This is a genomic window from Streptococcus devriesei DSM 19639 (assembly GCF_000423725.1).
Taxonomy (GTDB): Bacteria; Bacillota; Bacilli; order Lactobacillales; family Streptococcaceae; genus Streptococcus; species Streptococcus devriesei.
The window spans coordinates 23,942-45,039 of sequence record NZ_AUIN01000003.1 but is presented as its reverse complement, the minus strand read 5'-3'; the positions used below and the strand labels follow the sequence as shown (position 1 = coordinate 45,039).

The 21,098-nt window shown below is 40.7% G+C and carries 19 protein-coding genes; 17 read left to right on the top strand and 2 right to left on the bottom strand.

Annotation, left to right across the window (positions count from 1 at the left end):
* Positions 1–2: 2 nt before the first annotated feature.
* Positions 3–377 carry a S4 domain-containing protein YaaA gene (gene yaaA / locus G573_RS0100860; protein ID WP_027974960.1) on the bottom strand — a complete coding sequence of 125 codons (375 nt, stop codon included), beginning with the start codon at positions 375–377 and terminating at the stop codon, positions 3–5.
* Between the two features lie 79 nt (positions 378–456).
* Here yaaA and yfmF point away from each other — a divergent pair, with 79 nt between their 5' ends.
* The 16 genes from yfmF to rpsD all read left to right on the top strand — a co-directional run bounded on the left by yfmF (position 457) and on the right by rpsD (position 17,838).
* Complete coding sequence (yfmF, locus tag G573_RS0100855) at positions 457–1,704, top strand: EF-P 5-aminopentanol modification-associated protein YfmF (protein ID WP_027974959.1); 1,248 nt, start codon at positions 457–459, stop codon at positions 1,702–1,704.
* Positions 1,705–2,997: an EF-P 5-aminopentanol modification-associated protein YfmH gene (gene yfmH / locus G573_RS0100850; RefSeq protein ID WP_027974958.1), complete on the top strand. Its 1,293-nt coding sequence runs from the start codon at positions 1,705–1,707 to the stop codon at positions 2,995–2,997.
* Between the two features lie 72 nt (positions 2,998–3,069).
* Positions 3,070–4,077 carry a helix-turn-helix domain-containing protein gene (locus tag G573_RS0100845; protein ID WP_027974957.1) on the top strand — a complete coding sequence of 336 codons (1,008 nt, stop codon included), beginning with the start codon at positions 3,070–3,072 and terminating at the stop codon, positions 4,075–4,077.
* An 11-nt stretch (positions 4,078–4,088) separates the two neighbouring features.
* Complete coding sequence (gene pgsA / locus G573_RS0100840; protein WP_027974956.1) at positions 4,089–4,631, top strand: CDP-diacylglycerol--glycerol-3-phosphate 3-phosphatidyltransferase; 543 nt, start codon at positions 4,089–4,091, stop codon at positions 4,629–4,631.
* A 3-nt stretch (positions 4,632–4,634) separates the two neighbouring features.
* Complete coding sequence (locus G573_RS0100835) at positions 4,635–5,477, top strand: energy-coupling factor ABC transporter ATP-binding protein (RefSeq protein WP_027974955.1); 843 nt, start codon at positions 4,635–4,637, stop codon at positions 5,475–5,477.
* Positions 5,453–6,295 (top strand): energy-coupling factor transporter ATPase, encoded by an 843-nt coding sequence (locus G573_RS0100830; protein WP_027974954.1) that lies wholly within the window; start codon positions 5,453–5,455, stop codon positions 6,293–6,295. The genes G573_RS0100835 and G573_RS0100830 overlap by 25 nt, the downstream gene beginning before the upstream one ends.
* Complete coding sequence (locus tag G573_RS0100825; RefSeq protein WP_027974953.1) at positions 6,288–7,082, top strand: energy-coupling factor transporter transmembrane component T family protein; 795 nt, start codon at positions 6,288–6,290, stop codon at positions 7,080–7,082. The genes G573_RS0100830 and G573_RS0100825 overlap by 8 nt, the downstream gene beginning before the upstream one ends.
* 184 nt (positions 7,083–7,266) lie before the next feature.
* On the top strand, positions 7,267–8,025 hold the full coding sequence (gene apf / locus G573_RS0100820; RefSeq protein ID WP_027974952.1) for an aggregation-promoting factor: 759 nt from the start codon (positions 7,267–7,269) through the stop codon (positions 8,023–8,025).
* A 158-nt stretch (positions 8,026–8,183) separates the two neighbouring features.
* Positions 8,184–8,825, top strand: coding sequence for a transglycosylase SLT domain-containing protein (locus G573_RS0100815; RefSeq protein ID WP_027974951.1), 642 nt, complete (start codon positions 8,184–8,186; stop codon positions 8,823–8,825).
* A 479-nt stretch (positions 8,826–9,304) separates the two neighbouring features.
* Complete coding sequence (mnmA, locus tag G573_RS0100810) at positions 9,305–10,426, top strand: tRNA 2-thiouridine(34) synthase MnmA (protein ID WP_027974950.1); 1,122 nt, start codon at positions 9,305–9,307, stop codon at positions 10,424–10,426.
* A 177-nt stretch (positions 10,427–10,603) separates the two neighbouring features.
* Positions 10,604–12,499, top strand: coding sequence for a tRNA uridine-5-carboxymethylaminomethyl(34) synthesis enzyme MnmG (gene mnmG / locus G573_RS0100805; protein WP_027974949.1), 1,896 nt, complete (start codon positions 10,604–10,606; stop codon positions 12,497–12,499).
* A gap of 83 nt (positions 12,500–12,582) precedes the next feature.
* Entirely contained in the window at positions 12,583–14,553 is a 1,971-nt protein-coding gene (locus G573_RS0100800) for a DHH family phosphoesterase (RefSeq protein ID WP_027974948.1), read from the top strand.
* Between the two features lie 2 nt (positions 14,554–14,555).
* A complete protein-coding gene (gene rplI / locus G573_RS0100795; protein ID WP_027974947.1) occupies positions 14,556–15,008 on the top strand; it encodes a 50S ribosomal protein L9 in 453 nt (150 codons plus the stop codon).
* A 40-nt stretch (positions 15,009–15,048) separates the two neighbouring features.
* Entirely contained in the window at positions 15,049–16,413 is a 1,365-nt protein-coding gene (gene dnaB / locus G573_RS0100790) for a replicative DNA helicase (RefSeq protein WP_027974946.1), read from the top strand.
* Positions 16,414–16,428: 15 nt separating this feature from the next.
* Positions 16,429–16,701, top strand: a complete 273-nt coding sequence (locus tag G573_RS0100785; protein ID WP_027974945.1) for a Veg family protein — start codon at positions 16,429–16,431, stop codon at positions 16,699–16,701.
* A 525-nt stretch (positions 16,702–17,226) separates the two neighbouring features.
* A complete protein-coding gene (gene rpsD, locus G573_RS0100780) occupies positions 17,227–17,838 on the top strand; it encodes a 30S ribosomal protein S4 (RefSeq protein ID WP_027974944.1) in 612 nt (203 codons plus the stop codon).
* Positions 17,839–17,965: 127 nt separating this feature from the next.
* Here rpsD and G573_RS0100775 read toward each other — a convergent pair whose 3' ends face one another.
* The gene (locus tag G573_RS0100775) at positions 17,966–18,523 is read right to left on the bottom strand and encodes a TetR/AcrR family transcriptional regulator (protein WP_027974943.1); all 558 of its coding nucleotides are present in this window, start codon (positions 18,521–18,523) and stop codon (positions 17,966–17,968) included.
* 129 nt (positions 18,524–18,652) lie between these two features.
* On the opposite strand from G573_RS0100775, the gene G573_RS0100770 reads away from it, so the two are divergent.
* A complete protein-coding gene (locus tag G573_RS0100770; RefSeq protein ID WP_027974942.1) occupies positions 18,653–21,028 on the top strand; it encodes a YhgE/Pip domain-containing protein in 2,376 nt (791 codons plus the stop codon).
* Positions 21,029–21,098 lie beyond the last annotated feature (70 nt).

Sequence of the window (21,098 nt, the reverse complement as noted above, 5' to 3'; positions counted from 1 at the left end):
AGTTAAGTGCCGGGGAATTTAACAGCTTTTTTAGTTTTAGAGGCTGTTTTTGGTCCTTTATGCTGATTGGTTTTCTTGTTCTTTTGGTTTAATTCCTTGACAAGAGCTGCTACTCTTTCTTTTTCTGCCAGCTGGCTCAGATGCTCTTCCTTCTCCTTTGAAGAAGGCTCAACAATAGTAATGGTGATATCTGATGCTGGAATAGTAATTTGATCGCCTAAGCGAATCTTTTTTCCGCGACGTGTCTCAGTTTGACCGTTAAACAGAACTTCTGTGTTGGCTAGATAAGACTTGACAGCACCTCCGCTTGAAATAATGCCTAAATTTTTTAAAAGTGCCTGCAGTGTAATATAGTCTCCAAAAAGTTTGTATTCCATAAATTCCTCAACTTTCTCTAAGGATAATTATAGCATAAAATGATATAATTGAACGGAATAACATATTGAAGGAAGTCCCATGAAATTAGCCCAAGATGTACATTTACACTTGATTAAAACGACCAAATTTAAGACTAATCATATTACTTTTCGTTTTTCCGGAGAATTAAACAGCAAAACATTAGCCCGGCGTGTTCTCGTTGCTCAAATGTTAGCCACAGCGAATAATGCCTATCCGACGCCGCAGGCATTCAGAGAAAAATTAGCCGATCTTTACGGTGCTCGTTTTTCAACACAGGTCTCAGCCAAAGGACGGGTTCATATCGTTGATATTGACATCTCCTTTGTATCTGATCCTTTTGTACCGGAAGGCAGTTCTATTTTGGGAGAAATAGTCGCTTTTTTAAGAGAGGCTTTATTCAATCCTTTAGCCTCCGTGGAACATTATCAGAGTAAGACTTTTGACCTTGAAAAGGCAAATTTAATGAGGTATTTAGAAGCTGATAAAGAAGACGCTTTTTACTACAGTCATCTGGAATTGCAGAAACTTTTTTTCAAGGAAGAAATCATGCAGTATTCAAAGGATGCAAGAGCTGATTTAGTGGATGCTGAAAATTCATATACCACCTATCAAGAATTTCAAAAAATGCTGAAAGAAGACCGCATTGATATTTTTGTCTTAGGCAGTTTCGACGACTATCACGTTTTACAGTTAATTGAAGAGTTTCCGTTAAGAGATCGGCAAAAAGAATTAGTCTTTTTTTATCAGCAGAATTATTCAAAAGTTGTCCAGGAAAAGGTTGAACAAAGAGAAAATCAGCAATCTATTTTGCAATTGGGCTACCATCTGCCAATAACCTATGGTGACAGCAATTACTATGCCTTGCTTGTCTTTAATGGTATTTTAGGAGCTTTTCCGCATTCAAAATTGTTTACTGAAATCAGAGAAAAACAAGGTCTGGCCTATAATATCGGCAGCCATTTTGACAGTTTTAAAGGTTTACTGCAGCTTTACACTGGAATTGACAGTAAAAAAAGACCCCAGACTTTTCAGTTAATCAATAAACAATTTAATGATTTGAAGTTAGGGCGTTTTTCCGGTCATTTATTGAATCAGACCAAGAAAATGCTGATTAACAACATCCAGTTATCAGAAGATCATCCCAAAAGTATGATCGAGCATAACTACAATTGTCAATTTTTAAAGGAGAGCTGCATAGATATAGAAGACTGGATTGACAAGGTTGACAAGATCAGTAAAGAAGATGTTGTCAGGGTTGCCAACCTTATCAAATTACAGTCTATCTATTTTTTGGAAGGAGAATGAATGGCTGCAACGAGATTAAAAAGACGTCAATTTCCGGATATTGGTGAAGAATTTTATTTTAATCAGCTGGACAATGGAATCACTGTTTTTTTGCTGCCTAAAAAAGATTTCAAAGAAACTTTTGCTATGATCAGCAGCCAATTTGGTTCGATTGACACAGAGTTTACAGTAGATGGAAAAACCAAAAAGTATCCAGCGGGAATTGCTCATTTTTTAGAGCATCAGCTCTTTGAAATGGAAAACAATAAAGATGCTTCTTATGAATTTACGAAATTAGGTGCAGACAGCAATGCTTATACAGATTTTGAAAAGACTGTCTATTACTTTTCAGCAGTTGACAGCATTAAAGAAAATTTAGCCCTGCTGCAGGATTTTACCAGTAAAGCTATCTTTACAGATGCGTCAATTGAAAATGAAAAAGCCATTATTGCGCAGGAAATTGACATGTATCAAGATGACGCTGATGACTTTTTGTATCAAGGAATTTTAACCAAGCTTTATCCTAAGACTCCTCTGGCAGAAGATATTGTCGGCAGTCAAACGAGCATTCGCCATTTAAATAAGCGTGATTTAGAAGAAAATTTTCACTATTTTTATCATCCTTCCAATCTCATTCTTTTAGTTGTGGGATCCTTTGATGTCAAGCAAGTTTACAAGGACATTGTCACTGTTCAAAAAGAACTGCCTCAGGTAAAGGCACCTCAAATTGAACGTTCAGATTTAAAACTTTTGCCTGTTACATCAGCCAGTTCGCTGCAAAAAGATGTCACACTTCCTAAATTAGCTGTAGGATTTCGATTTGATTTTATTGGAAAGATGACCAAATCTTTATTAAGGGAAAAACTGCTTTTAAAACTCTTTTTCTCACTTTTGTTCGGCTGGACTTCTCAGCGTTATCAAAAATGGTATGAAGAAGGAAAAATTGATGATTCTTTTGATATGAAAATTGAAGTATCGGCCTCCTATCAATTTGTTGTCATCATGCTTGACACTAAAGAACCTATTGCCATGTCCAATCAGCTTCGGCAGGCGGTCAAAAAATTTGAAACAGATGAGAATTTATCGGAAAGCCATTTACAAACTCTGAAAAATGAGTTATATGGTGATTTTATCAGCAGTTTAGATACCATGGATACACTTGCTAATCAATTTATTGATAATTTGTGGAAAAAGGAAACCTACTTTGATTTTCCGAGCGTTTTGCAAAGCTTGGAAATAAGAGATGTTGTGGAATTTGGACAGAAGATTATGAGAGAAATGCAAGTGACAGATTTTACACTATTTCCAAAATAGGCAGAAAAACACTCTAAAATTTGTTATAATAAACAGGATTAGTAGAGACGGAAAGGACTGAGGTAAAATAAAATGGATAAAATAGGTGATATTTTACGTGATGCACGCATTGAAAAAAAATTAAGCTTTGATGATGTGGTCGATAAAACAGGGATTGCGCCTCATTACATACTGGCTATGGAGCTGGATCAGCTCAAATTACTGCCGGAAGGAAAGACCAATGAGTATTTAGAAAAGTATGCCGAAGTTGTCGGTTTAGATCCGGTGTCTATCATTCACGGCTATCGCAATCAAGAGTTAAGTGATGACTTGATTCTTCCTTCTTCAATAGATGAGCCTGCTGCTTCTTCAGCTTCAGCAGATACAGCATCTGCAGCTGCGTCTGAAGATCAAAGCGACGAAAAACCATCTGAAACTCCTCAAGATCTGTCCATTGACTTAGATGTTACTCAAAATATCAGTCTGACAGAGGAAACACTGCAATTGGATGACACTGAGGAAGAGCTTGAGAAAACTGCTCCTGCAGTTGAGAAAATTCCGTCTCGCCTCAGTAAATATGATTACGAAGAAGAGCCGAGCAGACGTTTCCCCTGGGCCTTGATTTTGCTTGTGCTGCTGGCTTTGGCTATTGTCAGCTACGTCGGCTATATTGCTTATAACCAGCTGCACAATGATTCTGACAAAACTGAGCTGAGCACATCTTCTAAACAAAAGAAAGACACGACCAGTGATTCAACCACAACGACTGCACAAAGTCAGACAAACATTACAACAGATTTCGCAGAAGGCGGCAATAATGTAACGTTGAGCAATACAAATGGCAAGGTAGAAATTACCTTTACCTTGACAGGAGAAGAGGAAAGCTGGGTTTCAGCAAGCAATACCGATGCTGGAGAGTCCGGAACAACACTGACAGCAGCCCAGAAGACTTATACAGTAACTTTAGCAGAAGGTTCAACAACTTCTATGCTGACAGTTGCGGTGCTCAGCGGCGTTGACATAACCATAAACGGTCAAAAACTGGACACGTCTAATCTCATTAATGCCGGTTTGACAAACATTAATGTGACAGTCCAATAAAGGAGTTTTTAATGACTAAAAAAGAAAATATCCCCAATTTATTAACGCTTATTCGTATTTTACTGATACCGGTTTTCCTGCTTTTAACTTCTGTCACCAGCAGTACAGCTTGGCATATTGTTGCAGCGATTATCTTTGCTGCAGCAAGCTTAACGGATTATCTGGACGGTTATTTGGCCCGCAAGTGGAAAGTGGTGACTAATTTTGGTAAATTTGCTGACCCTCTGGCGGATAAGATGCTGGTTATGAGTGCTTTTATCATGCTTGTTGGGCTTGATTTAGCACCTGCCTGGGTTTCAGCTGTTATCATTTGCCGAGAATTAGCAGTGACTGGTTTGCGTTTGCTTTTGGTTGAAACAGGCGGGGAAGTTTTAGCTGCTGCCATGCCCGGAAAAATTAAAACAGCAACTCAGATGTTTTCAATTATCTTTTTGCTTTGCCACTTTGAACTGTTGGGAACTATCTTGCTGTACCTTGCTTTGTTTTTCACTCTTTACTCAGGTTACGATTATTTCAAGGGAGCCGGCTTCCTTTTCAAGGATACCTTTAAATAGACAATGGCAGATAAAACGATTGAATTAAAAAACGTTACGTTTCGTTATGATGATCATCAAAAAAAACCGACATTAGATAATATTTCGTTTCACGTGAAACATGGAGAATGGTTAGCCATTATCGGCCATAACGGCAGCGGGAAATCAACGGCTGTTCGCCTGATTGACGGACTTTTAGAAGCTGAATCCGGACAAATTTTCATAGAAGGTGAAGAACTGTCTGACAGCAACATTTGGGAGATTCGCCACAAGATTGGCATGGTTTTTCAAAATCCGGACAATCAGTTTGTTGGTGCCACTGTAGAAGATGATGTTGCTTTCGGACTGGAAAATCAAGGTGTTCCTCTGAAAGAAATGCAAGAACGTGTCAGAGAAGCGTTAAGTCTTGTCGGCATGCTTGATTTTAAGACAAGAGAGCCTGCCAGACTATCAGGAGGACAAAAGCAAAGAGTGGCCATTGCAGGAGCAGTAGCTATGCGGCCGAGTATTATTATTTTGGATGAAGCAACCAGTATGCTGGATCCGGAAGGCCGGCTGGAATTGATTAAAATTATCCAAAAAATTCGTGATGACTATGGGATGACAGTTATATCCATCACTCATGACTTAGACGAGGTTGCTCTGAGTGACCGGGTCTTGGTGATGAAGGAAGGTCAGATAGAATCCACATCGACCCCGCGGGAATTATTTTCTCGGGGAGATGAGCTGCTGAGCTTAGGGTTGGATATTCCTTTCACTTCAACGATTATCAAAGCTCTTGAGCAAATAGGTTTTACAGTTGATGAAGGTTATTTGCTAGAAAAGGAATTGGAAGATAAGTTATGGGCATTATTCTCCAAAAAGTAAGTTATACTTATCAGGCGGGAACCCCTTTTGAAGGGCGTGCCCTTTTCGATGTTGATTTGGAAATTAAAGATGGCAGTTTCACAGCTTTTATTGGTCATACCGGTAGTGGAAAGTCTACTATCATGCAGCTTCTGAACGGGCTCAACACACCGACTGAGGGAACGGTTTACGTTGATGATGTGGTTATCAAGCCCGATTCTAAAAATAAAGATATCAAAAATGTCCGTAAAAAAGTCGGCTTGGTCTTTCAATTTCCGGAAAGTCAGCTTTTTGATGAAACAGTTTTAAAAGACGTTGCTTTTGGGCCGCAAAATTTTGGTATTTCTCAGGAAAATGCTGAAAAAATAGCACGTGAAAAATTAGCTCTGGTTGGTATTGCTGAGGATTTATTTGAAAAGAATCCGTTTGAATTATCAGGCGGACAGATGCGCAGGGTAGCTATTGCAGGTATTTTGGCGATGGAGCCCAGCATTTTGGTTTTAGATGAGCCTACTGCAGGTCTGGATCCCAAAGGCCGGCGTGAATTGATGAATCTGTTTGAAGAGCTTCACCGGCAAGGGATGACCATTGTATTAGTCACTCATTTAATGGATGATGTGTCTAACCACGCAGACTGGGTTTATGTTTTGGAAAAGGGAAGGATTGTTCTGTCAGGCAGCCCTAAATCCGTTTTTCAGGAAATTGACTTTTTAGAAAGCAAACAGTTGGGAGTTCCTAAAATTACTCAGTTCGCTGCCAATTTAAGAGAAAAGGGCATGGCTTTTGATTCCTTACCCATCACCCTAGAAGAATTTGTGGAGGCTATTAAGAATGAATAATCTTATACTTGGCCGCTATATTCCGGGTGATTCGTTCATTCACCGCCTGGATCCAAGAAGCAAACTGCTGTCAATGTTTATTTTCATTATTGTTGTTTTTTGGGCCAATAATGCTGCTACAAACCTTTTGATGTTTACTTTTACAATGGCTTTGGTTTTGCTGTCCCGCATTAAAATCAGCTTTTTTCTAAAAGGGTTAAGGCCGATGATAGGCTTGATCCTTTTTACAACTCTGTTTCAGGTTCTTTTTACCCAGACAGGGCAAGTCCTGGTTCAGTTGTGGATTATCAAAATAACCGATTATGGTCTTGGGCAGGCAGCATTGATTTTTATGCGCTTTGTGCTGATTATTATATTTTCAACACTTCTGACCCTGACAACAACACCTCTTAGTTTGGCAGATGCGGTAGAATCTCTTTTAAAACCTTTAGAACCTTTAAAGGTTCCTGTGCATGAGATTGGTTTGATGCTGTCATTAAGCCTGCGCTTTGTACCGACGCTGATGGATGACACGACGCGTATCATGAATGCTCAAAAAGCGCGTGGTGTTGATTTTGGAGAAGGGAACCTGATTCAAAAAGTAAAGTCTATCATTCCTATCTTAATTCCCCTCTTTGCCTCCAGCTTTAAAAGAGCTGATGCTTTAGCAACAGCTATGGAAGCGCGTGGTTATCAAGGCGGATCAGGCCGCAGTAAATATCGGTTGTTAAAATGGACTTATAAAGACAGCATGGCTATTATTGCCATTTGCTGTCTTGGTTTGATATTATTTTTATTAAAAAAATGAGAAAAACGTTTGGCTGATGCGGAGATGTAATTATTTGACAAGGTTTAAATAATTGCTAACAAAGCAAAGGAAGGCGCTTTCTTTTTCTAATTAAAACCTAATTGTAATATATTTAATCTTACCCTAAAAAGTAAGTAATATATCTACTGTATGATGAGATATATAATGCTAAAAGGAGTAAGATATGTCATTAAAAAATATTTTAGAAAATAAAAGTAAAACAATAAAGACCAGTGTTGCAGGAATTGCAACAGCTGCCAGCTTGATTTTGCCTATTGCAGCACATGCAGAAAGCTACACGGTAAAATCAGGAGATACTCTGTCAGAGATAGCTTCAACTCATAAAACAACAGTCAAAAAGCTTGCTAAAATAAATAAGATCAAAGATGTTCACCTTATTTACACTGATCAGGTTTTAGAGTTAGACGAAACAGCAACACCTCAGGCAGCAGAAGAAACAGCACCCGCTGCTTCAGCGGAAACACAGGCACCGGCCGTTTCTGAAACAAGCCAAACGGCTGAAACGACAGTACAGTCTCCGGCTGCAGAAACATCGGCAAGTGAAGCTACAACATCGGCAGCGCCGGCAGCAACACAGGTCAGCGAAGCAACCACAGCAGCTCCGGAAGTACCTCAAACTACTGAAGCAACAACCGCTGCACCTGCTGAAGCGCAGACAAAAGAGACAACAGCAGCATCAACCAGCAATAGTTTAAGCGCATCAGATGCCGCTGCTAAAGAATTTATTGCTCAAAAAGAATCAGGAGGCAACTACAGTGCTCAAAACGGGCAATATTATGGCCGCTATCAGCTGAGCAGCTCCTACTTAAACGGTGATTTATCAGCTGAAAATCAAGAACGTGTGGCAAATGCTTATGTAACCAGCCGCTATGGTTCGTGGACAGCAGCTCAGGCCTTCTGGAATGCTAATGGCTGGTATTAATTTTGAATAGATGTCTAAAATGCTCAAAATTTCAATAGTTTTGGGTATTTTTTATTTACTTTAAATGTAATTGTAATATTTTTAATATAAAAATAAAGCTAAAGTAACAATTAACTTATATGATAGAGAGCGAGATAATGAAAGGAAACGAATTTTTTATGTACAGTAGAGTCAAAAAATCGAAATTCAAAAAAGTTGTTAAAAGCCAATTTTTAGTTTTACCTTTTTTTGTAGGATTTGCGACCCTTTTTACAGGAGAATCTGTAAATACAGAAGCACATATTAAGAAATCAGAATCTGTTCTCGCTCAAGCTGCAGTGGTACAGCCTCAAGATAGTAATCAAACTCAAGCTCAGACCGTGACTGCGCCTGAAGACAGTCAGCAGCCTGTTGCTGAGGAAGTCTCTTCTGCAGAGACTGTGACAGAAACGGCAGCACCTGATGCTGCAACTGTTCAAAATACAACCAATGCAGCTTATAATAATACAGCCTATGCTCCGCAGCAGGCCCAAGCTGCCAGCGCTGTTTCTAACAGCAATCTTGCTAATGGCAATACTGCCGGGGCAACGGGTTCAGAAGCGGCGGCACAAATGGCAGCAGCAACCGGTGTTCCGCAATCAACTTGGGAATACATCATTGCCCGTGAATCAAACGGTCAAGTAAATGCAGCTAATGGTTCAGGCGCTTCAGGGCTTTTCCAAACCATGCCTGGCTGGGGTTCAACAGCAACTGTTCAGGATCAGGTCAATTCCGCCATCAATGCCTACAATGCTCAAGGCTTATCAGCTTGGGGTATGTAGATTTTAGAAATTGTAATTAAACATAAAGTCATTAGGTTTTTACTAATGGCTTTTTGAGTGTCTTTGATGAGCTTAAAGGGTAAGTGTCAGGGGTAGTTGACAAGATATTTACACCTATGAAAGGCTATCTAGCCTTTATTTATAGAAGATGCAGCTGTCAGCCTTGACAAGGCTGACAATATCTTTTGATCCAGAATAAACTGACTGATAGTCCTCAGGCGCGTGTGAGTGGTTTCTTAAATTTATATACTGGTTATTAGAGTCTGTTTTGTGATATAATATGTTTTGCGCTCAGGCGCTTCAAAATCGACCTTCAAATCGACTTTTGAAAACTAGACCCTTCAAGTCTATGTTAGAAAAATTGAATATTAGCTGATCATGGAAAAAATATTAGCTGGTAAATGAGGTTTTTTACCATGTTTTATTTTCTAACGGATGTTTTAGCTAATATATCTCAAAATTTGATGGGAGGATTATCTATGACTGATAATTCAAAAACACGTGTCGTTGTCGGTATGAGCGGCGGCGTTGATTCATCAGTGACAGCTCTGCTTTTAAAGCAGCAAGGTTACGATGTTATCGGCGTTTTCATGAAAAACTGGGACGACACAGACGAATTCGGTGTTTGTACAGCCACTGAAGATTATAAAGATGTAGCCGCAGTTGCTGATCAGATTGGTATTCCCTATTACTCTGTCAACTTTGAAAAAGAGTATTGGGATCGTGTCTTTGAGTATTTCTTAGCAGAATACCGTGCAGGACGTACGCCAAATCCGGATGTCATGTGCAATAAGGAAATCAAGTTTAAAGCTTTTCTGGATTATGCTCTGACACTTGGTGCCGATTATGTAGCAACCGGGCACTATGCTCAAGTAAAACGCGATGAAAATGGCCTTGTTCACATGCTTCGCGGCGCTGACAATAATAAGGATCAAACCTATTTTTTGAGTCAGCTGTCACAGGAACAGCTTCAAAAAGTGATGTTTCCGCTGGGACATCTTGAAAAACCAGAGGTTCGCAGAATTGCAGAAGAAGCTGGCTTGGCAACTGCTAAGAAAAAAGATTCTACCGGTATTTGTTTTATTGGTGAAAAGAATTTTAAAGAATTTCTTAGTCAATACCTGCCTGCCCAAAAGGGTAGGATGATGACTCTTGACGGGAAAGGCATGGGTGAACATGCAGGTCTGATGTACTATACTATTGGTCAGCGCGGCGGCCTGGGTATTGGCGGTCAGCGCGGCGGCGATAATGAACCTTGGTTTGTTGTCGGTAAAGACTTATCTAAAAATATTTTGTATGTTGGACAAGGCTTCTATCATGAACACCTCATGTCAACATCACTTGACGCTTCGTCAATTCACTTTACACGAGAAATGCCTGAAGAATTCGAGCTTGAATGCACGGCAAAGTTTCGCTATCGTCAACCAGACAGTAAAGTAACTGTAAAGGTATCAGGTGACAAAGCAGAGGTTGTCTTTGCTGAACCTCAGCGTGCTATTACACCGGGGCAAGCTGTTGTTTTCTACAACGGTGAAGAATGTCTTGGCGGCGGTATCATTGACAATGCTTATCAAGAAGAGAAGGTTTGTCAGTATATTTAGCTTTACAGTCCTGTCAAAGATCTTTTAATATTTGGTTTAAACGAATATTGACAAATTGTTCTAAAGTGTTAAAATAATTTTAACAATAATCATGATGGTCAAAGCTCATGAGAATTGTAGGTCTTTTGACGTACAATTTTCGAGGGTTTTGGCTATTTTTGTGTTTGGGAGATACAAATGATACACGAATTTACTGAAAACTATGATATTATTGTCATCGGTGCCGGCCATGCCGGTGTTGAGGCTAGCTTAGCAACGGCCCGCATGGGCTGCAAGACTTTGCTTGCAACCATCAATCTTGAAATGCTGGCTTTTATGCCTTGTAATCCGTCTATTGGCGGTTCTGCCAAAGGAATTGTGGTTCGCGAGATTGATGCTCTTGGCGGTGAGATGGGGAAGAATATTGATAAATCCTACATTCAGATGAAGATGCTCAATACCGGCAAGGGTCCTGCTGTGCGTGCTCTTAGGGCGCAGGCCGATAAGGCACTTTATGCCCGCAATATGAAGCATACTGTTGAGCAGCAGGAAAATCTGACCCTTCGTCAGTCTATGATTGAGGAAATTTTGGCGGAAGATGGCAAAGTTGTCGGTGTGCGGACAGCCACCAATCAAAAATTTTCTGCCAAAGCTGTTATTGTCACGACAGGGACAGCCCTGCGCGGGGAAATTATTCTGGGAGAGCTTAAATATTCTTCCGGGCCTAATAACAGCTTAGCGTCTATTGGGCTTGCTGACAATTTGAAAGCATTAGGTCTTGAAATCGGCCGCTTTAAAACGGGAACACCTCCGCGAGTGAAGGCTAATTCTATTAATTATGACGAAACTGAAATTCAGCCCGGAGATAAAAAACCGAATCATTTTTCTTTCATGTCAAAAGACGAAGACTACCTGCAGGATCAAATTCCCTGCTGGCTGACCTATACCAACCAAACCAGTCACGACATTATCAATAAAAATCTTTACCGTGCGCCCATGTTTTCCGGCATTGTTCAAGGTGTGGGTCCGCGCTATTGTCCGTCTATTGAGGATAAGATTGTACGGTTTGCGGATAAGAATCGGCATCAGCTCTTTTTAGAGCCCGAAGGCCGGGAAACGGAAGAGGTCTATATTCAGGGGCTGTCAACCAGCTTGCCGGAGGATGTCCAAAAAGATTTGGTTCATTCCATTAAAGGCCTTGAACAGGCTGAAATGATGCGTACGGGCTATGCGATTGAATATGATATTGTTTTGCCGCATCAGCTGCGGGCAACCTTAGAAACGAAAAAAATTTCCGGACTTTTTACTGCCGGACAGACCAACGGAACCTCAGGTTATGAAGAAGCTGCCGGTCAGGGAATTGTGGCAGGAATCAACGCTGCTCTTAAAATTCAAGGAAAACCAGAACTTATCCTCAAGCGCAGCGATGCCTATATCGGTGTTATGATTGATGATTTGGTGACCAAAGGAACCCTTGAGCCTTACCGGCTTTTAACGTCACGCGCGGAATACCGTTTGATCTTGCGCCATGACAATGCTGATATGCGTCTGACCGAAATTGGCCACCAAGTTGGATTGGTGGATGAAAAACGTTACCGCCAGTTTGAAATCAAAAAAGCCCAATTTGACAATGAGCTCAAACGGTTGGATTCTTTGAAATTGAAACCGGTACCGGAGACTAATCAGATGGTTGAAGAATTGGGCTTCAAACCTTTAACAGATGCTGTGACAGCGAAAGAATTTATGCGCCGCCCAGAAGTCACTTATGCCGATGCTGTCAGGTTTATCGGTCCGGCAGCTGAAGACTTAGACGCTAAAATAATCGAGCTTTTAGAAACAGAAATCAAATATGAAGGTTATATCAAAAAAGCGCTTGATCAGGTAGCCAAAATGAAACGCATGGAAGAAAAACGGATTCCTAAAAACATTGACTGGGATGCCATTGATTCCATCGCGACAGAAGCACGGCAAAAATTTAAAAAAATCAATCCAGAAACAATCGGGCAGGCCAGCCGCATATCCGGAGTCAACCCGGCAGATATTTCAATTTTGATGGTCTATCTTGAAGGAAGAAGACACTCAGCTAAAAACTAGCAATAACAAAGAAAGCAACCTTCTTTAACCCCTATATTTTATAAAGCTTTTATGGTATAATTAGGGCTTAAGAGGTTTAGATAATGAAAAGATTTCGTTTTGCAACCAGCCACCTAATCATGATAGGCATGATTTTATTTGGAATTTTGGCTATCAGTGCCCGTGTTTTTCCAGATTCTGCGCTGCTGATGTTTATTATTTTTTTAACATGTGCAGCCATCGTCATATTACTTTATTATCAAAAAAGCGTCTATGAAATTTCTGAGTTAGAGCGGATCGAACTTTTGAACAGTCAGACAGAAGGAAAGCTGATTACTCTGCTTGATCAGATGCCGGTCGGTGTTGTTCAGTTCGATCCTGAAACAGACAAGATTGAGTGGTTCAATCCTTTTGCAGAATTGATTTTTACCAAAGAAGACGGTGAATTTGACAGTGAATTTATCACCTCCGTCATCAAAAGTAAAAAAGAAGGCTCCGCTGACCAGACGATGGAAGTCGGGGATAATAAGTATTCTGTTTATTTAGATGTAACTAACGGCATCTTTTATTTCTTTAATCTGTCAAGAGAAAATGACAGCCAAAAACAAGGTCTGGATTTGCAGCCTGTTATCGGTGTTATTTCGATTGATAATTATGATGATACCGTCGAATCTTTAGCTGATGCAGATGTATCCCAGATTAATGGTTTTATTGCTAATTTTATTTCTGAATTCGCTCGCAATAACGGCATTTTTTACTGCCGTGTCAATATGGATCGGTTTTACTTCTTTACAGATTACGGCACTTTAAATCAGCTGATTCAGGATAAATTTGATGTGCTGGAGCAATTCCGTAAGGAAGCTCAGGAACGTCAGCTTCCTCTGACTTTGAGCATGGGAATTTCCTATGGCAGAACCAATCATGGTCAGATTGGTCAGATTGCTCTGAAAAATCTTAATATTGCTCTGGTTCGAGGCGGTGACCAAGCTGTTGTCCGTGAAAATGAAGAAAACAAGAGGCTGCTCTATTTTGGCGGAGGCAGTGTTTCAACAGTAAAACGTTCCAGAACACGAACGCGCGCTATGATGACAGCTATTTCAGACAAGATAAAAACTGTTGACAGTGTCTTTGTGGTAGGCCATAAAAACCTAGATATGGATGCCTTGGGCGCTTCTGTCGGCATGCAGGTTTTTGCTAATAATATTATTGAGCATGCCTATGCGGTTTATGATGAAAACAGCATGGGTCAGGATGTCAAAAGAGCAGTTGAACGTTTACAGTATGATGACAATACGCAGCTGCTGACTGTAAAGGAAGCTCTTGGACAGGTGACGGAAAATTCTCTTCTTGTCATGGTTGACCATTCTAAATTGCAGCTAACACTGTCAAGAGAGCTTTACGATAAGTTTACAGAAGTTATTGTCATTGATCACCACAGAAGAGATGATGATTTCCCAGAAAATGCTACATTGACTTTCATTGAGAGCGGGGCCAGCAGTGCCAGCGAGTTAGTGACGGAGCTTTTACAGTTCCAAGACAGCAAATACCGGTTAAGTAAAATTCAAGCCAGCATTGTCATGGCAGGAATCATGCTTGACACTAAGAATTTTTCAACGCGAGTCACCAGCCGTACTTTTGATGTTGCCAGTTATCTGCGAACGCTGGGAAGCGATAATGTTGAAATCCAAAATATATCGGCTCTTGATTTTGATGAATACCGATCTGTTAATGAATTAATTTTACGCGGCGAACGCATTCTGCCAAATCTCATTGTAACGACCGGTTCAGAAGATGTCAGCTATTCTAAGGTTATTGCCGGCAAAGCTGCTGATACCATGTTAAACATGGCAGGTATCGAGGCGACATTTGTCATTACCAGAACGCCTGAAGGCTTTGTTTCGGTGTCGGCACGCAGCCGCAATAAAATCAATGTTCAGCGGATTATGGAAGAAATGGGCGGCGGCGGTCACTTTAACTTAGCAGCTTGTCAAATACAAGATAGTAATGTTAAAGAAGTCCGTGAGCTTTTGTTAGAGAAAATTAAAGAAGAATTTAAGGAAAATAAGGAGTCTTAGTGATGAAAGTTATTTTTTTGGCGGATGTTAAGGGAAAGGGTAAAAAAGGCGAGATCAAGGAAGTTCCTACAGGCTATGCTCAGAATTTTTTACTTAAAAAAAATTTGGCTAAAGAAGCGACCAAGCAGGCTATTAATGAACTGAAAGGCAAACAAAAATCAGAAGAAAAAGCTCAGGCAGAGCTGCTGGCTGAAGCTAAGGAAATCAAGGCAGAGCTGGACAAAGAAACGACCCTTGTTCAGTTTACAGAAAAAGTTGGCCCGGACGGCCGGACTTTTGGCTCGATCACAGCTAAAAAAATCTCTGAAGAATTGAACAAGCAGTTTGGCATCAAACTTGATAAGCGCCACATTAAGCTGGATCACTCTATCCGTGCGATTGGGCTTATTGAAGTGCCTGTAAAGCTCCATAAAGATGTTGACGGCGTCATCAAACTTCAAATTAAGGAAGCCTGAGTTTATGATCAGACAAAAGAAGGTTAGGGGGTGAGAAGTTTTGCCAGAAGCTCCGGAATTACGAGTTCAGCCTCAGGATTTGGTAGCAGAACAATCTGTCTTAGGCTCTATTTTCATATCGCCTGATAAGCTCATTACTGTTCGAGAGTATATTGAACCTGAGGATTTTTATAAGTATGCGCATCGGGTCATTTTTAAGGCGATGATAAGCCTCAATGACCGAAATGATGCTATTGATGCAACCACTGTCCGTGCAATCCTTGACAGTCAGGGAGATCTGCAAAATATCGGCGGCATCTCTTACCTTGTTGAATTGGTTAACAGTGTACCGACCAGTGCCAATGCGGAATATTACGCTAAAATTGTGGCTGAAAAGTCCATGCTGCGCCGAATTATTGAACGCTTGACAGAAACTGTCAACCAGGCCTATGAGGGAGCGACAGATGCTGAGGACATTATTGCAGGGGCTGAGAAAGCTTTGGTTGATGTCAATGAGCGCAGCAATCGCAGCGGTTTTCGCAAGATTTCTGATGTTTTAGCTATCAATTATGAAAATCTTGAATCGCGCTCAACCCAAGCCTCAGATATTACCGGCTTACCCACCGGCTTTCCCGATCTTGATAAAATTACAACAGGTCTGCATCCGGATCAGTTAGTTATTCTGGCTGCCAGACCGGCAGTCGGTAAGACAGCTTTTGTTCTTAATATTGCTCAAAATGTTGGAACAAAAAGCAATCGGCCGGTTGCCATCTTCTCACTTGAAATGGGAGCAGAAAGCTTGGTTGACCGGATGCTTGCATCAGAGGGCATGGTAGATGCCCATCATTTACGGACCGGGAAGCTAAACGATCAGGAGTGGCAAAATATTACATTGGCCCAAGGAACTCTTGCTGATGCTCCCATTTATATTGATGATACTCCGGGAATTAAAGTAACAGAGATTCGGGCGCGTGCCCGCAAACTGGACCAGGAGCTTGAAAATGGGCTGGGCTTAATTGTTATTGACTACCTTCAGCTGATTACAGGAACCCGTCCTGAGAATCGTCAGCAGGAAGTTTCTGATATTTCCCGCCAGCTAAAAATCCTTGCTAAGGAGCTTAAAGTTCCGGTTATTGCCCTCAGTCAGCTGTCTCGAGGGGTTGAGCAGCGTCAGGATAAACGGCCGGTTCTCTCCGATATTCGGGAGTCCGGTTCCATCGAACAAGATGCCGATATTGTTGCCTTTTTGTATCGTGATGATTATTATGACAGAGGTGACAAGGAAGAAGGACAGGATCAATTAGAAGATAATACTATTGAAGTTATACTGGAAAAAAACCGGGCAGGTGCCAGAGGAACTGTCAAGCTAATCTTCCAAAAGCAGTACAATAAGTTTTCACCGATAGCCCCATTTGAAGAGAGATAGGAGAGATAAATTTACATGAGTGATGCATTTACAGATGTCGCAAAGATGAAAAAAATTAAAGAAGACGTTAAAAATCATGAAGGCCAGCTGGTTGAATTGACACTTGAAAACGGCCGTAAACGAGAAAAAAATAAGGTTGGCCGCCTTATTGAAGTCTATTCTTCACTTTTTATTGTTGAATATAAGGACGAAGCAAGCATTCCGGGTGAAATTGACAATACCTACGTTGAGTCCTATACTTATTCTGATATTTTGACAGAAAAAACGCTGATTCATTATTTTGATTAGACCAAATGAAGGTCTAATCTTTTTTATTACAGTTTAAGAGAAGCTTTGATCAACCGAAATAGTTTACAAAAACTTGACAAGGCTGTAAACCTCCTAATAATAGCCAGGCTCTTTAAAGCTGACACATTAGCAAGACCCACCTTTAAACGAAAGCCTTATCATCTGCTTATTTAAGTGTTAGGGATCAAAAGTCTCTACATTGATTTACCCGTTTTTCCAGAGATAAAATATTGTGGGGAAAGGCTTTACAAAGGCTTTTTTCTATGTTATACTATCCTTTGTGTGAAATAGCAGCAGAGCGAAATAAAGCTCGTCAACAGGTGTCCCAGTGACTGATTGCACTGAATACATTGCTGCCTAGGTTTGAACGCTTGTTTTTGCCTAGGGCTCTTGGTATTCAGCACAAGATAGTACACTAACTTTTATCAGTAACCTTTGCTGTTTGGGCGAAGGGCATCTGCACGAATTAGGTTTGCTCAAGACGTTATTTCCTACAAAATTTTTATTTTATAGGAGGACATTTTAATGTCACGTTATACAGGTCCATCATGGAAACAATCTCGCCGTCTCGGCTTGTCACTTACAGGTACAGGTAAAGAATTGGCACGCCGCAACTACGTACCGGGTCAACACGGTCCAAACAACCGCTCAAAACTTTCTGAGTACGGTTTGCAATTGGCTGAGAAGCAAAAATTGCGCTTCTCATACGGTTTGGGTGAAAAACAATTCCGTAACTTGTTCGTTCAAGCTACTAAAATCAAAGAAGGAACTGTCGGTTTCAACTTCATGCTTCTTTTGGAACGCCGTCTTGACAATGTTGTTTACCGCTTAGGTTTGGCAACGACTCGCCGTCAAGCACGTCAATTCGTAAACCACGGTCATATCCTTGTTGATGGCAAACGTGTTGATATTCCTAGCTACCGTGTTGAAGTCGGTCAAGTTATTTCAGTTCGTGAAAAATCAGCTAAAGTTCCAGCTATCTTGGAAGCAGTTGAGGCTGTTGTTGGACGTCCAGCTTTCGTATCATTTGATGCTGATAAACTGGAAGGTTCACTGACTCGTCTTCCGGAACGTGATGAAATCAATCCGGAAATCAATGAAGCTCTTGTCGTTGAATACTACAACAAAATGCTTTAATTTTAAGAACAATCTTGCAGAAAGCCTACGAAAGTGGGCTTTTTGCTTTTGTCTTAAAACGTTGGTTTCTCGGCTAGAGGACTTTTATAATTGCTGTTTTTTATTTTTAGAAATGCTCTAAAAATAATTAGTGCATCATTTTAATAATAAAATCTGTCATTTGCTCAGGACTTTCAACCTTACCGCGGGCAATCCACATTTGGCAGACGCCAAAGAGCGCGTTGATGATGTAGATAGTTCCGTATTCCCTTTCGACATCCGTCAAATTTTTGTTTTGAAAATTATTTTGAATAGTAATGGAAAGACCAACTTGTAAATCCTGAGTGATTAGCAGCCGAAATTTGTTCTTCAGAAATTCCTGGATTTCCTTAGTTCCGTTTTCAGACAGCAGGGCTGCAAACAGAGGCTCCCGGTTGAGAAATTCAAAAACTTCCAAAATAGCCCCTTCCTGATTGGCTGAATTTTTATCGAAAATATACTCCAATTTGCTGAAAAGCGTCTGCTGGTAAATATCAATCATTTCATATTTGTCTTTATAATGTGTGTAAAAACCGCTGCGGCTGATATGGGCTGCTTTGGCTAACTCAGTTGTTGTAATGTCGTTAAAACTTTCTTTTTCTAATAAATGGGCCATAGCTGCTTCCAAGGCTTGCTTCGTTTTTTCTTTTTTTAGAGATTTTGTCATAGCGGAACTCCTTTTGAACAAAATTATACACACTGTCTAAAATAGTGTTTTTTATCTTGTAAAATACTTATTTATGAGTATAATCTATTATATCAAATATTTAGACATAATGTACAAAAAGGAGAGAAAATGTTAACGGAACTAAAAGCAGTCTTAAAAAAGCCCATGCTTTGGATTACAATGGTGGGAATAGCCCTTGTTCCTGCTTTGTATAATATTATTTTTTTGAGCTCAATGTGGGATCCTTACGGGCATGTGTCTGACTTGCCGGTTGCTGTTGTTAATAAAGATAAAGCGGCGTCTTACCAGAATAAAAAGATGACAATTGGCAAGGACATGGTTGACAATATGGCGCAGAATAAAAATCTGGATTATCATTTTGTCAGCAGTGAAAAAGCGCAAAAGGGGCTGCAAGAGGGTGATTATTATATGATTATCACCCTGCCGAACGATCTATCCCAAAATGCAGCCAGTGTTTTGACGGATAATCCTAAACAAATCACTATTTCCTACCAAACCTCTAAAGGGCACAGTTTTGTTGCTTCTAAAATGAGTGAAACAGCCGCCAAAACTTTAAAAGAATCCGTTTCAAAAAACGTTACCAGCAGCTATACCAAATCTCTTTTTAAGAGTATGTCAACCTTAAAAACTGGCCTTGGTAAGGCAAGTACTGCCAGCCAAAAATTAGCAAGCGGCTCCAGCCAGCTGGAAAAAGGGAGTCAGGTGATCGGTACTAATCTGGCAACTCTGGCCAATTCCAGCCAGACATTTAACCAAGGAGCTAATACGCTGTACTTGGGGCTTCAGACTTATACAGGAGGCGTTGGACAGTTAGCAGCAGGGACCAGCCAGCTGAACAGCAAGTCACAGGAACTTTTAGGAGGGGTTTCCCAATTAGCTAATGGTTCAGGGCAGGTTCAGCAGCTAGTGAATGCAGCCAGTCAGCTCAATCAGGGTCTGGTTGGTCTTTCGACTAAAACAAATCTGTCTGCTCAGCAAAGTCAGCAAATTAACCAGCTGATAGGCTCTTTAAACGGTCTCAATACGGCTATTCAAAATTACAGCGGAGCTTCTGCACCAACATCTGGCAATGTTGATATCAGCAGCTATCTATCAGCTATTAAAACAGCAGCGCAAAATATTGTTAATTCGGGGAATACGACTCAGCAAACAACAGGCAGTCAGCAGAATCCCTTAGCTGCCGTGCAGGCAACCAGTGCTTACCAAAAGCTGTCTCCGACAGATCAATCTGAAATTGCCTCTGCCTTGGCTAATACAGGAAGCTCAACGGCGACAGCACCAGCGCCTAATGCTGCAACGGTTTCTCAGGCAAATGCTATTTTGACGAGTGTGCAAAGTATTCAAAATCTGCTGCCAAATGGACAGGTTCCGGCCAATAATACTGCTAATAATAGTGCAGCTTTGACTCAGTTAAAACAAACAGCAAATCTGGTTCTGCCAAGTGCATCTTCAAGCTTGACAACCTTGTCAAGTGGATTGACACAGATTAATTCAGCTTTAACTAGCCAGATTATTCCGGCAAGCAGCTCTTTAGCTAATGGTGCCAACTTGCTTGGAAATGGTCTGTCGGCAGGAACTGCTGCATTGAGTAAAGGCTTAACTGCCTACACTAATGCAGTTGGCACTCTTAACAATGGTGCAAATACTTTGGCTGCTAACAGCAATCAATTAACGACAGGAGCAAGCCAGCTGGCAAGTGGTGCCAATCAAATTTCCACAGGAGCAGGTAAGTTGGCAGAAGGCAGCAATACTTTGACAAAGAATTTGACAGCTTTGTCAAGCGGTGGCAGCCAGCTTTCTAAGGCCTTGTCAAGTGCAAAAACGAAACTGTCCCTTGTGTCAGTTGCGCAGCCAAACGCTAAAGCTTTGGCAAGTCCTGTTTCCATCAAGCATCACGATAAAGACCACGTAAAGAACAATGGTGTGGGGATGGCGCCTTACATGATGTCAGCAGCTTTGATGGTTATGGCCTTGTCAACCAATACGATCTTTAGAGAGGCTCTTTCAGGTAAAAAAGCAAAAACGCTGAAAGAATGGCTTGAGCAAAAACTTGCAGTCAATGGTTTGATTGCTGTAGCAGGAGCTGTTATCCTTTATTTTGGGGTTCGTATGATAGGTCTGACTTCTAATTTCGAGCTTAGAACTCTGGGCTTGACTATTCTTACAAGCATCACTTTTATGACGTTGGTCACAGCTTTAGTAACCTGGCATGATAAATTTGGTGCCTTTGCTTCTTTAATCTTGCTCTTACTGCAATTAGGATCCAGTGCAGGAACCTATCCTCTTGATGTAACGGATAAGTTCTTCCAAAAAGTCAACCCCTATTTACCAATGAGTTACTCTGTATCCGGTCTGCGAGAAACGATTTCAATGGCCGGTACAATCGGCAGTCAAGTTTTGGCTTTAGGAGTATTTTTCCTTATCTTTGCCGCTTTGGGTTTACTGGTTGGAAAACGCAAAGTTGCTTTGCAAAGAACGGCTTAACAAATAAACAGACTTTACTCTTTTGATTTGATTGCATAAAGCTAAAAAAGATTGGAATTAAAATAATTTC